We start from the raw sequence: 12149 nt of genomic DNA on the forward strand, positions 1-12149 counted from the left end.
ACCCCGTAAGGGGACGCACTGAGTCGATCAAGGTAGTCGATTCGAAGGGCGAAGCGTGGCCAAGAAGCAAGGTGCCATCGAGATCGAAGGCACTGTCGTCGAGTCTCTCCCGAACGCCATGTTCAAGGTGGAGCTCCAGAACGGCCACCAGGTCCTGGCACACATCAGCGGCAAGATGCGTATGCACTACATCCGCATCCTCCCTGACGACCGGGTCGTGGTGGAGCTGTCTCCGTACGACCTGACGCGTGGCCGGATCGTCTACCGCTACAAGTAGATCTTGCCCAGGTTCCGCGCAAGCGGCGCCGAAGGCAACTGACCCGGAGAACCTCACCAATGAAGGTCAAGCCGAGCGTCAAGAAGATCTGCGACAAGTGCAGGGTGATCCGCCGTCACGGTCGGGTCATGGTCATTTGCGAGAACCCGCGCCACAAGCAGCGCCAGGGCTGACGCAGGACCTTCCCTCTGCATCTTTCGCAGAGTTTCGCGCGACGCGAGCAATACATGTTCATACGCAGGACCCGGGCGTAGTAGGCGTCCGACACCCCCGGCTCGGAGGCTGGGGACCCACGCCGTACCAATTCTTCGAACGAAGAGGCCGGCGGCTGGGATCCGGTTCTGCGGAAGACCTCCGAAGATCAACTGGAGCCATTGAATGGCACGCGTTTCCGGTGTCGACATCCCGCGCGAAAAGCGCGTGGAGGTCGCCCTCACCTACGTGTTCGGCATTGGTCGGACCCTTTCCCAGCTGACGCTGGCCGAGACCGGCATCGACCCCAACACCCGCGTTCGCGACCTCTCGGAAGAGCAGCTCGTCGCGATTCGTGAGTACGTCGACGCCAACATCAAGACCGAGGGTGACCTCCGTCGCGAGATCCAGGCCGACATCCGCCGCAAGGTGGAGATCGGTTGCTACCAGGGTCTGCGTCACCGTCGTGGTCTGCCCGTTCGCGGTCAGCGCACCAGCACGAACGCTCGTACCCGCAAGGGTCCGCGTCGCGCCATCGCCGGCAAGAAGAAGCCGGGCAAGAAGTAGTCCGCAGCGGACAACGCTTCACCAGCGGTCTTCGCTGTAGGACCGACCACCTCCCCGTAGGAGTAATAGATGCCCCCCAAGGGTCGTCAGGGCGCTGCCAAGAAGGTGCGCCGCAAGGAAAAGAAGAACGTCGCTCACGGCCACGCGCACATCAAGAGCACGTTCAACAACACGATCGTCTCGATCACGGACCCCTCGGGCAACGTGATCTCCTGGGCCTCCGCCGGCCACGTCGGCTTCAAGGGCTCGCGCAAGTCCACCCCCTTCGCCGCGCAGATGGCCGCCGAGTCGGCCGCCCGTCGCGCGCAGGAGCACGGCATGCGCAAGGTTGACGTCTTCGTGAAGGGCCCGGGCTCCGGTCGCGAGACCGCGATCCGCTCCCTCCAGGCCACTGGCCTTGAGGTCGGCTCCATCCAGGACGTCACCCCCACCCCGCACAACGGCTGCCGTCCGCCGAAGCGCCGCCGCGTCTGACGTCGTCTGACGCACGGTTGTCTTGGGTTTCGGGCGGTATGGCACTTCGGTGGCGTGCCGCCCGTACCCTTGCAGTACTAGTCGGACATCAAATAGTGGGTGTCCATGACTGAAGGATTCATCACATGCTGATCGCTCAGCGCCCGTCTCTGACCGAAGAGGTCGTCGACGAATTCCGCTCCCGGTTCGTGATCGAGCCGCTGGAGCCGGGCTTCGGCTACACCCTCGGCAACTCCCTGCGTCGTACGCTCCTCTCCTCGATCCCCGGTGCCGCTGTCACCAGCATCCGGATCGACGGCGTTCTGCACGAGTTCACCACCGTGCCGGGCGTCAAGGAGGACGTCACCGACCTGATCCTCAACATCAAGCAGCTCGTCGTCTCCTCGGAGCACGACGAGCCGGTCGTGATGTACCTGCGCAAGCAGGGCCCGGGTCTGGTCACCGCCGCCGACATCGCGCCCCCGGCCGGTGTCGAGGTGCACAACCCCGACCTCGTCCTCGCCACGCTCAACGGCAAGGGCAAGCTGGAGATGGAGCTCACGGTCGAGCGTGGCCGCGGTTACGTCTCCGCCGTGCAGAACAAGCAGGTGGGTCAGGAGATCGGGCGTATTCCGGTCGACTCGATCTACTCGCCGGTGCTGAAGGTCACGTACAAGGTCGAGGCCACGCGTGTCGAGCAGCGGACCGACTTCGACAAGCTGATCGTCGACGTCGAGACGAAGCAGGCCATGCGGCCGCGTGACGCCATGGCGTCGGCCGGTAAGACCCTGGTCGAGCTGTTCGGTCTCGCCCGCGAGCTGAACATCGACGCCGAGGGCATCGACATGGGCCCGTCCCCGACGGACGCCGCCCTTGCCGCTGATCTCGCCCTGCCGATCGAGGAGCTTGAGCTCACCGTTCGGTCGTACAACTGCCTCAAGCGCGAGGGCATCCACTCCGTGGGTGAGCTCGTGGCTCGTTCCGAGGCCGACCTCCTGGACATCCGCAACTTCGGTGCGAAGTCCATCGACGAGGTCAAGGCGAAGCTGGCCGGCATGGGCCTGGCCCTGAAGGACAGCCCGCCCGGATTCGACCCGACGGCCGCGGCGGACGCGTTTGGCGCGGACGATGACGTGGACGCCGGTTTCGTGGAGACCGAGCAGTACTGATCGGTTTTCGGGTGCGGGTGTGCTGTGGCTGGTCGCGCCCACGCGACGGAGTCGCATAGTGACACCGCCCGCGCCCCTTCCGGACTTGCCCCTTCGGGGCTTGTCCGGATCTCCGACGGGCGACCGCCCGCTCGGATACTGACCCTGGTACCTGATACGGCCGGGGCAGAACCTGAGGAGAAAGACCATGCCGAAGCCCACCAAGGGTGCCCGTCTGGGCGGCAGTGCCGCGCACGAGAAGCTGCTTCTCGCGAACCTCGCGAAGGCGCTCTTCGAGCACGGCCGTATCACCACCACCGAGGCGAAGGCCCGCAAGCTGCGGCCGTACGCCGAGCGTCTGGTCACCAAGGGCAAGAAGGGCGACCTTCACAACCGCCGTCAGGTGCTTCAGGTGATCACGGACAAGAGCATCGTCCACACGCTCTTCACCGAGATCGGCCCGCGCTACGAGAACCGTCCCGGTGGTTACACCCGTATCACCAAGATCGGTAACCGTCGTGGCGACAACGCGCCCATGGCTGTCATCGAGCTGGTCGAGGCCCTGACCGTCGCGCAGGCTGCGACCGGTGAGGCCGAGGCCGCGACCAAGCGTGCGGCGAAGGACACCGAGGCTGCGGCTCCGGTTGAGGTCGTCGAGGACGCGAAGCCGGCTGAGGTTGAGGCCGACGAGGAGTCGAAGGACGCGTAACACCGTTCTTTGGCTGCCGCGCCGTCGTGGCTGGTCGCGCAGTTCCCCGCGCCCCTGAAGGGGCGCCTCAGTGGGCCCGTTCCTTCTTGGGACGGGCCCGCTTTTGTGTACCTGAAAGGATCCAGGGGTGAGTGACGAAGTTCAGCCTGGTTACGTCCGCGTACGACTCGATCTCTCCTACGACGGGACCGCGTTCTCCGGATGGGCCAAGCAGGCCGGGGGGCGGCGGACCGTGCAGGGGGAGGTCGAGGATGCTCTGCGGACGGTGACGCGGTCGGGGGCGGTGGCGTACGACCTGACCGTGGCCGGGCGGACCGATGCCGGGGTGCATGCTCGGGGGCAGGTGGCGCATGTCGATCTGCCGGGGGAGTTGTGGGCGGAGCACCGGGAGAAGCTGCTGAAGCGGCTTGCGGGGCGGTTGCCGAAGGATGTGCGGGTGTGGGGCGTGGCGGAGGCTCCGGAGGGCTTCAACGCGCGGTTCGCGGCCCTGTGGCGGCGTTACGTGTATCGGGTGGGGGATCGGCCGGGGGGAGTCGATCCGTTGCTGCGGAACCATGTGCTGTGGCACGACTGGGAGTTGGAGGTCGATGTGATGGACGCCGCTGCCAAGTCCCTTGTGGGGGAGCATGACTTCGCCGCTTATGCGAAGAAGCGCGAGGGGGCCTCGACCGTTCGGGAGATTTTTGACTTCGAGGTGCGGCGGCGGGGCGATGGTGTCGTCGAGATCGAGGTTCGGGCCGATGCCTTCTGCCACAACCAAGTGCGGTCCATGGTGGGCGCGTTGGTGTTCGTCGGGGACGGGCATCGGGGTGCGGAGTGGCCGCGGAAGGTGCTGGACGCGGGGGTGCGGGACAGTGCCGTGCATGTCGTACGGCCGCATGGGCTGACGCTGGAAGAGGTCGCTTATCCGGCGGACGGGCTGTTGGCGGAGCGGCAGTTGCTGGCGCGGCGGGTGCGGGGCACTGTGCACTGAGGAGTTGGGCCCGTGGGCCCAACTCCGGGTCCCTCTACGCCGGTTACGCCTTGTCCGTCCAGCTGGCGACGAGCTTGTACGTGTCGGGGTTGTTCTGCTTCGTGTACGAGTAGACGTCGATCTTGAGCTTGTGGCCGTTCTTGAAGCTCATGTTGCAGGTCTTCGTCCTGCCCTTGCCCAGGACGGCGCACTTGTCCAGCGTCGGGTTCTTCGCGGACACGTCCTCGACGAAGACCAGGATGCCGGTCCTGCCCGCCTTGGTGTCCCAGACCTTGAGGATCTCGCCCTTGGACGTGAACTTGGCCTTGCCGCCGGTGAACGCGTAGTACGTCGACGCGGACGCCGTCCCGGCGGTGGCCAGCGTCAGGGCGACGTCGGCTGCCATGATCGAAGCGGTGACGCTCTTGCGGAACTTCATGCGTGAACCCCGTGTTTGTGCAGGTCGGTCGGCTGATCGCACGCCTGATGGCGCGTGCGGCCGACCCTATCGAAGCCCCGGGGTGAAGTGGATCAAGGGGCGCCGCGCCCACCTGCACGGCCCAGCAGTAGCCGAACCCGCATCCCGGTTACTGCTGGGCCGCCGCCGAAGCCTGGGCCTCGCCGCGGGCGCGGATCTGGTCGAAGGCGAACTTGCCCAGGTCGTCGCCGATCGCGAAGACCTTGGTGTCCTTCGTCGTCACGTCCGTGCCGCTGGTGAAGCCGGCGACCGTGAAGTAGGCGTAGCGGCCGTAGGCGTTGGTCGTCGTACGGCAGATCGAGCCGTCGCAGAAGGCCTTGACGCCCTTGCCGGACAGTGACCTGACGGCGCTCTTGGTGTCCGCCTGGGCCTTGGCCTTGGTCGCCTGTGCCTCGGTGTCGAAGAGGGCCACACCGACTGTGACCGCGATGTTGTCCTTGGTGTACGTGACCCGCATGACGCGGGTGCAGCCGTTCCCGGTGAGGACCTTGGGGAGGGTGCCCGAGGCGACCGAGGCGCAGTTCGTGGTGTCGGCCGTCGGGCCCTTCTTGTACACCGTCGAGGCGACCGTCAGCTGGGTGCCCGGGAAAAGGGTCGCGGGGCTGAGCGGTGCCGTGTCCTTCGCCTTGCTGGAGATGAACTCCTCGGGGTTCAGCGGCGGGGGCGCGCTGGTCGGCGCGAAGGACGGCGAGGTGGCGTCGGTGCTGGGCACGGAGGCGCTCGCGGGCAGGTTGGTGGGCTTGCCCGACGCGCTCGTGTCGTCGTTCGCCGACACGACGGCCATGGCCACGGCCGTGCCGACGGCCACGGTCGCGAGCGCGCCGCCGCCTATCAGCAGCAGCCGCTTGCGCCTGTTGCGCGTCTCCGCCTGGTCGGCGAGCGCGGCCCAGTCGGGGGTCTCGTCGTCGACGTTGCCGCCCCACGGCTGCTGCGAATTGGGTTTCCAGGGATCCCACTGGGACTGGGGTCCCCCCTGTCCGAAGCTCATGGGTCGCATCCTAGACGGGGCGACGGCGGTACCGGTGCGCCTCAATGAGGCCTGTGGCAACTGACGTTGGGGATCTCACGGTAAGTGGTTTCGTGGTCGCTGTCCGCTGCCGGTGTTGACCGGTCTCACCGCGTTTTGACCCGTCCGGGGCGGCGCGGGTACTCTTACGGTTTGTTATGCGTATCGGCTTGGTCGTTCTCACACGAGAGGCCCTTACGTAGGTTCCCTGGAGCAGTTTCCAGTGGGCGGCATACGGGCTTCGTCCCCGGCCATTGTCGTCCCCAGCTGCACGATCGCTTCAGTGATGCCATGTGTCAGCACCCATCCACTGAAGAAGAAGGCTGCGAAGTGCGTACGTACAGCCCCAAGCCCGGCGATGTGACTCGCCAGTGGCACGTCATCGACGCCCAGGACATCGTCCTCGGCCGTCTGGCTACCACTGCTGCGAACCTCCTCCGCGGCAAGCACAAGCCGACCTATGCCCCGCACATGGACATGGGTGACTTCGTCATCATCATCAACGCCGACAAGGTTCACCTGTCCGGCAACAAGAAGACCCAGAAGCTGGCGTACCGCCACTCCGGTTACCCGGGTGGTCTGCGCTCCGTCCGTTACGACGAGCTGCTGGCGAAGAACCCCGAGAAGGCCGTCGAGAAGGCCATCAAGGGCATGATCCCCAAGAACACCCTGGGCCGTCAGATGATCAGCAAGCTGAAGGTCTACTCGGGCGACCAGCACCCGCACGCTGCCCAGCAGCCGGTGCCGTTCGAGATCACCCAGGTCGCGCAGTAGTTCCGGCCACACACCCCCTAAGACAGAAAAGAATCTGAGGAGAACCGTGGCCGAGACCACCGTTGAGCAGCCGGTCGAAGAGACCGAGACCGAGCTCGTCGACATCGAGAGCTACACCACCGAGTCCGACGTCCCCGTCGAGGGTGAGTACACGTCGGAGTCGCTCGCCGGCCGCTTCGGCGACCCGCAGCCGGCCGCCGGCCTGGGCCGTCGCAAGAACGCCATCGCGCGCGTTCGCATCGTGCCCGGCACCGGCAAGTGGAAGGTCAACGGGCGCACGCTCGAGGACTACTTCCCGAACAAGGTCCACCAGCAGGAAGTCAACGAGCCCTTCAAGGTGCTCGAGCTCGACGGCCGCTACGACGTCATCGCCCGCATCTCGGGTGGCGGCGTCTCCGGTCAGGCCGGTGCCCTGCGCCTCGGCGTGGCCCGCGCGCTGAACGAGGCCGACGTGGACAACAACCGCGCCGCCCTCAAGAAGGCCGGTTACCTCCGTCGCGACGACCGTGCGGTCGAGCGCAAGAAGGCCGGTCTCAAGAAGGCCCGCAAGGCCCCGCAGTACAGCAAGCGCTAAATCTCGCCTGCTGTCTGTACTCCGAACGCCCCGGCGGCACGCCACTTGTGCCGTCGGGGCGTTCGTTTATCACAGCCGGGGGCGTATAACGGCACAAGACGCTCAAAGGCTTGTGTGATCGGATGAACAGGCCTCGTATGCCTGGAATCCAGGACTTCAGCTTTGTAGGACCTCAGCTCTGCAGGACTTCGGCCTTGCAGGACTCTCGCCTTCCTCAGGAGGACAAGTGGGACGACTCTTCGGCACGGACGGCGTGCGCGGTGTCGCCAACGCGGATCTGACGGCCGAGATGGCCCTCGGGCTCTCCGTCGCGGCGGCGCATGTGCTGGCGGAGGCGGGCACCTTCGCGGGCCACCGGGCGACGGCCGTGGTCGGGCGGGACCCGCGTGCGTCCGGGGAGTTCCTGGAGGCCGCCGTGGTCGCGGGCCTGGCCAGCTCGGGAGTGGACGTACTGCTCGTCGGTGTGCTGCCCACCCCCGCGGTGGCGTATCTCACCGGCGTGCTGGGCGCCGACCTCGGTGTGATGCTCTCCGCCAGCCACAACGCCATGCCCGACAACGGGCTGAAGTTCCTCGCGCGCGGCGGGCACAAGCTCGACGACGAGCTGGAGGACCGGATCGAGAAGATCTACGACGAGCACCGCACCGGCGCCCCCTGGGACCGCCCGACCGGCTCGGGCGTCGGCCGGGTCCGGCACTACAACGAAGGCTTCGACCAGTACGTCGCCCACCTCATCGGCGTGCTCCCGAACCGGCTCGACGGGCTGAAGATCGTCCTCGACGAGGCGCACGGCGCCGCCGCCCGGGTCTCCCCGGAGGCGTTCTCGCGCGCGGGCGCCGAGGTCATCACGATCGGCGCGGACCCCAACGGGCTGAACATCAACGACGGTTGCGGCTCGACCCACCTGGGTCTGCTCAAGGCCGCCGTCGTCGAGCACGGCGCCGACTTCGGCATCGCGCACGACGGTGACGCCGACCGCTGCCTGGCCGTGGACCATACCGGTGAAGAGGTCGACGGGGACCAGATCATGGCCGTGATCGCGCTGGCGATGCGGGAGCGTTCCGCACTGCGCTCCGACACCGTCGTCGCGACCGTCATGTCGAACCTCGGCTTCAAACTGGCCATGGAGCGCGAGGGGTTGACGCTCGTCCAGACCGCGGTCGGCGACCGCTACGTCCTGGAGGAGATGAAGGAGCACGGCTACGCGCTGGGCGGCGAGCAGTCCGGGCACGTCATCATCCTGGACCACGCGACCACCGGCGACGGCACGCTGACCGGCCTGATGCTGGCGGCGCGGGTCGCCGACACCGGTCGTACGCTCAAGGATCTCGCGTCCGTGATGACGCGGTTGCCGCAGGTGCTCATCAATGTGCCCGACGTGGACCGCACGCGGGTCGGCACCTCTGCCGATCTGGCCGCCGCGGTCGCCGAGGCGGAGCGTGAACTCGGCTCCACCGGGCGGGTGTTGCTGCGTCCGTCGGGTACCGAGCCGCTGGTGCGGGTGATGGTGGAGGCCGCCGACATCGACCAGGCGCGGTCGGTGGCGGGGCGGTTGGCGGATGCGGTGAAGTCGGCGTTGGGCTAAGCCGGTTCGGGGGTGCGCTTGCGCTGCCAGGCCCAGAACGCCTTCTGGGCGAGCAGCGTGAGCGTGCCGGCCAGCACGATGCCGCCGAGGTTGGCGAGGAGCTGCCAGGTGGAGCCCCAAGTCTGGGAGTAGTCCGTGTAGTTGAGGGAGACGGCGGCGTTCGCGGCGGCCGGGACCGTCGTCACCGAGATCGCCACGCCGATCAGCGCACCCGACTTCGCGGACGTGAGGGACAGGGTGCCCGCGATGCCGGCCAGGAAGGCGACGACGAAGGACATCCAGTCGGGATTCCAGATGAAAGCCGTGTTGGGCCGGGGCCCGTCGATCATCGACCGGTCGAAGAGTCCCAGGACGTCCATCAGCCAACTGAAGCCCGCCGTAAGCACCATGGCGGCGGCGAACCCGGCCAGCAACGCCCACAGCGACCGCCACACCAGGCGCGGCGCCCGCTGCACCAACGCCGTCGAGATCCCCGCGAGCGGCCCGAACTCCGGTCCCACGGCCATCGCGCCCACGATCAGGATCGCGTTGTCCAGCATCACACCGCAGGCCGCGAGCATGGTGGCGACGGCGAGGAACGCGACGTAGGTGACGGTGAGCGTCGACTCCTCGTGCGTCGCGTCGGCGAGGTGCTCCCACAGCACGGCGTCGGCACCCTCGCCGGGGGCCTCGTCCTCGGCCTTGTCGGCCCGCTCCGACAGCGACAGGTCGATGTTGTCGACGGCGATGGAACCGGTCCGGTCCAGCTCCAACTCCCGTAGCGCGCCGATGAGTTCGTCACCGGCCTCGCGGGCGACGTCGCACATGACGACATCGCCGGCGGGGTTGCGGGCGGCGCCGGGGAGGACGACGAGGTGTGCGGTGCCGACGGTCGTCTCGATGAGCCGGACCACGGCGTCGGTCCGGTCGGCGGGGGTGATGAGGCGCAGGTGCAGCATGACGCCTTTCTAACAGGCCGCGTCGACGGGCCTCTCCCGCGGTGTCACAGCTTGCGCAGGCTCAGCCGTCGCACCTTGTGGTCGGTGCCCTTGCGGATGACGAGGGTGGCGCGGCCCCGGGTGGGGGCGATGTTCTCCACCAGGTTGGGCTTGTTGATGGTGCGCCAGAGGGTGCGGGCGTAGTCGACGGCCTCGTCCTCGGAGACCTGGGTGTACTTGCGGAAGTACGAGTCGGGGTTCTGGAACGCGGTGGCGCGCAGCTTGCGGAACCGGTTCAGATACCAGCGCTCGATGTCCTCGGCGCTCGCGTCGACGTACACGCTGAAGTCGAAGTAGTCGGCGAGCCCGACGCGGGTACGGCCGTCCTTGCCGGGGAGCGCGGGCTGGAGCACGTTGAGCCCCTCGACGATGAGAATGTCGGGGCGGCGGACGGTGAGCCGCTGGTCGGGGACGATGTCGTAGATGAGATGCGAATAGACGGGCGCGGTGACCTCGTCCTTGCCCGCCTTGATGTCGGCGACGAAGCGGGTGAGCGCGCGGCGGTCGTACGACTCGGGGAAGCCCTTGCGCGACATGAGCCCGCGCGCCTCCAGCTCCCGGGTGGGGAGCAGGAACCCGTCGGTGGTGACCAGCTCGACGCGGGGGTGCTCGGGCCAGCGGGAGAGCAGCGCCTGGAGGAGCCGGGCCACGGTCGACTTTCCTACGGCCACGGAGCCGGCGACGCCTATGACGAACGGGGTGCCGGACTGGGAGCCCTGTTCGCCCAGGAAGGTGTTCAGGGCGCTTCTGAGGCCGTCCGTGGCGCCGACGTAGAGGTTGAGGAGTCTGGACAGCGGGAGGTAGATGTCACGCACCTCGTCGAGGTCGATGACATCGCCCAGGCCGCGCAGCTTCTCGACCTCCTCGGCGGTGAGCGGCAGCGGCGTCTTGTCGCGCAGCGCGCTCCACTCGGCTCGGGTGAGGTCGACGTAGGGAGTCGCCTCCGGCTTGTGCCGGTGGGCGCTCCGGGGCATCGGGGAGACCGGAGAGATCACAGTCCATTGTTAACGGAGTTTGAACGGGGTGGTGGGTGGGGTCGGTCACGTTGTCGTCGCCTTCCCCGTCGTCCGATCAGTTCTCGTAGGTCAGGTGCTCGATGACATCCGGCACATGGGACGCGCCGTAGCCGAACCGCTCGCCGAGTGCGAGGTAACCGGCGTACTGGTTCGTGGTGAGCGGTACGGAGAGCACGTTGAGCAGCCGGAGGAACAGCCGGTATCCGAGGTCGGGGTCGGCGTGGGTGACGACCTCCCGTACGGCGTCGACCGCGGCCGCGCCCGGAATTCCCAGCCGGTGGGCGCTGACGGTTCGGGTGGCCAGATCCGGGGTCGCCTCGTCGATCGCCTCCAGGACCGGCTGGGTGAGCGCGGTCCGCACCGGTCCTACGACGGGTGTGTAGGAGGGGGCGACGTCCCGCAGGCGCTCCTCGCTCACGTCCGCGATCAGGCGGAGCCAGTCCCGCCCGTCGATGTCGATCTGGTCGATGTCGAGGCCCCGGTCCGACACGGCCAGCCACAGGGTGGTGAGGGTGTCGGCGCTCAGGGGGGAGTTCAGGAGGCGGACGGCGTCCTCGAACAGCAGCGCCGCCGCGGTGCCCGGGGTCTCCGCGGTGTTGTCGAACGTCGCGGCGAGCGCCACGGCCTCCCGTACCGTGGGCTCCTCCCAGTAGGTGGCGAAGCGCTCCGACAGGACCGAGATGCCGAAGTCTCCCGAGCGGTCGCGTCGGGTCGGGTCGAGGGGCAGCCACTGGATGTCGAGGCCGTCGTAGACCAGTGGTCCTGGATAGCCGACTTCCGAAGTGAGCTCCATGAGGCGGTCGTACTGTTCCTTGCCGACCGGTACCGCCCACACCTTCAGGATGCGGAGGAAGAGGCGCAGTCCGGTCTCCCCGTCGGCCTGCCCGGCGATGGCCTCCAGGGCCTCGGGGACTGTCGAGGGCAAGGCTCCGCCGGCACCGCTGTGGGCCAGCGCGCGCCTCAACTCGGGGGCGGCTGCTCGTATTTCCGCTACGACGGCTTCGCGCAGTTCCTCTTCCGCGAACTCGGGGTGCGGTGGTGAGGGCCAGTACACCTGAGGCCTCTTGCGGGGCCGGGACGGGTACAGCTCCGCGAGCCGGGTCAGCCAGCCGTGGAGGTCCGTCCCGAAGTCCGCCGGGTCGAAGCGTTCGTGCGTGGCCGCCAGCCAGGCCGCGCGGAGTGTCTCGTCCGGCAGACCGGAGTCGAGCAGGTAACGGATGTCCGTGCCGAGATCCATGGCGCCTTCGCCTTCGCAGTCGGCGGCCACCTCGGCGGCTGACTCCAGTGCCTGTACGACGTCGGGTGCGGTGGCCGAGGCCAGTTTTCCGGCGAGCGCGCTGAGCCCGAAGTCGTCCTCGTAGAACTGGAAGAACTGTTCACGCTGTCTTGTCATGGTGTGCTGCCCTGTCTTGTGGAGCGGTGCCGGTCGGGCCCGTCCCCG

15 protein-coding genes are annotated in these 12149 nt (G+C 67.6%); 10 read left to right on the plus strand and 5 right to left on the minus strand.

What is annotated here, in order from left to right; translation table 11 throughout:
* Window positions 1–55 precede the first annotated feature (55 nt).
* The 7 genes from infA to truA all read left to right on the plus strand — a co-directional run bounded on the left by infA (window position 56) and on the right by truA (window position 4319).
* Window positions 56–277 carry a translation initiation factor IF-1 gene (gene infA, locus OG588_RS30110; protein WP_003948620.1) on the plus strand — a complete coding sequence of 74 codons (222 nt, stop codon included), beginning with the start codon at window positions 56–58 and terminating at the stop codon, window positions 275–277.
* A gap of 59 nt (window positions 278–336) precedes the next feature.
* Window positions 337–450 carry a 50S ribosomal protein L36 gene (gene rpmJ / locus OG588_RS30115; RefSeq protein WP_003998809.1) on the plus strand — a complete coding sequence of 38 codons (114 nt, stop codon included), beginning with the start codon at window positions 337–339 and terminating at the stop codon, window positions 448–450.
* 205 nt (window positions 451–655) lie between these two features.
* Window positions 656–1036, plus strand: coding sequence for a 30S ribosomal protein S13 (gene rpsM / locus OG588_RS30120; protein ID WP_019055531.1), 381 nt, complete (start codon window positions 656–658; stop codon window positions 1034–1036).
* A gap of 69 nt (window positions 1037–1105) precedes the next feature.
* Window positions 1106–1510, plus strand: a complete 405-nt coding sequence (gene rpsK, locus OG588_RS30125) for a 30S ribosomal protein S11 (RefSeq protein ID WP_003956432.1) — start codon at window positions 1106–1108, stop codon at window positions 1508–1510.
* A 125-nt stretch (window positions 1511–1635) separates the two neighbouring features.
* Window positions 1636–2658, plus strand: a complete 1023-nt coding sequence (locus OG588_RS30130) for a DNA-directed RNA polymerase subunit alpha (RefSeq protein ID WP_019055532.1) — start codon at window positions 1636–1638, stop codon at window positions 2656–2658.
* 187 nt (window positions 2659–2845) lie between these two features.
* Window positions 2846–3346, plus strand: a complete 501-nt coding sequence (gene rplQ / locus OG588_RS30135; protein ID WP_405950000.1) for a 50S ribosomal protein L17 — start codon at window positions 2846–2848, stop codon at window positions 3344–3346.
* 127 nt (window positions 3347–3473) lie between these two features.
* Window positions 3474–4319, plus strand: a complete 846-nt coding sequence (truA, locus tag OG588_RS30140) for a tRNA pseudouridine(38-40) synthase TruA (RefSeq protein WP_405950001.1) — start codon at window positions 3474–3476, stop codon at window positions 4317–4319.
* 43 nt (window positions 4320–4362) lie between these two features.
* Here the strand turns inward: truA and OG588_RS30145 are convergent, their stop codons facing one another.
* Window positions 4363–4737, minus strand: a complete 375-nt coding sequence (locus OG588_RS30145; protein ID WP_405950002.1) for a hypothetical protein — start codon at window positions 4735–4737, stop codon at window positions 4363–4365.
* A gap of 148 nt (window positions 4738–4885) precedes the next feature.
* Window positions 4886–5764, minus strand: a complete 879-nt coding sequence (locus OG588_RS30150) for a hypothetical protein (RefSeq protein ID WP_405950003.1) — start codon at window positions 5762–5764, stop codon at window positions 4886–4888.
* Between the two features lie 348 nt (window positions 5765–6112).
* Between OG588_RS30150 and rplM the strand changes: the two genes are divergently transcribed.
* The 3 genes from rplM to glmM all read left to right on the plus strand — a co-directional run bounded on the left by rplM (window position 6113) and on the right by glmM (window position 8715).
* Window positions 6113–6556 (plus strand): 50S ribosomal protein L13, encoded by a 444-nt coding sequence (rplM, locus tag OG588_RS30155; RefSeq protein ID WP_013001400.1) that lies wholly within the window; start codon window positions 6113–6115, stop codon window positions 6554–6556.
* A 46-nt stretch (window positions 6557–6602) separates the two neighbouring features.
* Window positions 6603–7130, plus strand: coding sequence for a 30S ribosomal protein S9 (gene rpsI / locus OG588_RS30160; RefSeq protein WP_019055538.1), 528 nt, complete (start codon window positions 6603–6605; stop codon window positions 7128–7130).
* Window positions 7131–7356: 226 nt separating this feature from the next.
* On the plus strand, window positions 7357–8715 hold the full coding sequence (gene glmM, locus OG588_RS30165) for a phosphoglucosamine mutase (RefSeq protein ID WP_366095521.1): 1359 nt from the start codon (window positions 7357–7359) through the stop codon (window positions 8713–8715).
* Here glmM and OG588_RS30170 read toward each other — a convergent pair.
* From OG588_RS30170 to OG588_RS30180, 3 genes are all read right to left on the minus strand, one after another.
* The gene (locus tag OG588_RS30170) at window positions 8712–9653 is read right to left on the minus strand and encodes a DUF389 domain-containing protein (RefSeq protein WP_405950004.1); all 942 of its coding nucleotides are present in this window, start codon (window positions 9651–9653) and stop codon (window positions 8712–8714) included. The two genes, glmM and OG588_RS30170, sit on opposite strands and share 4 nt — an antisense overlap.
* Before the next feature lie 44 nt (window positions 9654–9697).
* Complete coding sequence (gene coaA / locus OG588_RS30175; protein WP_405950005.1) at window positions 9698–10666, minus strand: type I pantothenate kinase; 969 nt, start codon at window positions 10664–10666, stop codon at window positions 9698–9700.
* Window positions 10667–10763: 97 nt separating this feature from the next.
* Entirely contained in the window at window positions 10764–12101 is a 1338-nt protein-coding gene (locus OG588_RS30180; protein ID WP_405950006.1) for a hypothetical protein, read from the minus strand.
* Window positions 12102–12149: the final 48 nt, after the last annotated feature.

The organism is Streptomyces prunicolor (genome assembly GCF_045162825.1).
In the GTDB taxonomy this organism is placed as follows: Bacteria; Actinomycetota; Actinomycetes; order Streptomycetales; family Streptomycetaceae; genus Streptomyces; species Streptomyces prunicolor.

Bases quoted from the DNA above. Each gene is read 5' to 3' on its own strand.
- rpsM (WP_019055531.1), top strand. From the start codon at position 656: ATGGCACGCGTTTCCGGTGTCGACATCCCGCGCGAAAAGCGCGTGGAG.
- coaA (WP_405950005.1), bottom strand. From the start codon at position 10,666: ATGCCCCGGAGCGCCCACCGGCACAAGCCGGAGGCGACTCCCTACGTC.
- OG588_RS30130 (WP_019055532.1), top strand. From the start codon at position 1,636: ATGCTGATCGCTCAGCGCCCGTCTCTGACCGAAGAGGTCGTCGACGAA.
- rpmJ (WP_003998809.1), top strand. From the start codon at position 337: ATGAAGGTCAAGCCGAGCGTCAAGAAGATCTGCGACAAGTGCAGGGTG.
- OG588_RS30150 (WP_405950003.1), bottom strand. From the start codon at position 5,764: ATGAGCTTCGGACAGGGGGGACCCCAGTCCCAGTGGGATCCCTGGAAA.
- OG588_RS30145 (WP_405950002.1), bottom strand. From the start codon at position 4,737: ATGAAGTTCCGCAAGAGCGTCACCGCTTCGATCATGGCAGCCGACGTC.
- OG588_RS30170 (WP_405950004.1), bottom strand. From the start codon at position 9,653: ATGCTGCACCTGCGCCTCATCACCCCCGCCGACCGGACCGACGCCGTG.
- OG588_RS30180 (WP_405950006.1), bottom strand. From the start codon at position 12,101: ATGACAAGACAGCGTGAACAGTTCTTCCAGTTCTACGAGGACGACTTC.
- rpsK (WP_003956432.1), top strand. From the start codon at position 1,106: ATGCCCCCCAAGGGTCGTCAGGGCGCTGCCAAGAAGGTGCGCCGCAAG.
- rplQ (WP_405950000.1), top strand. From the start codon at position 2,846: ATGCCGAAGCCCACCAAGGGTGCCCGTCTGGGCGGCAGTGCCGCGCAC.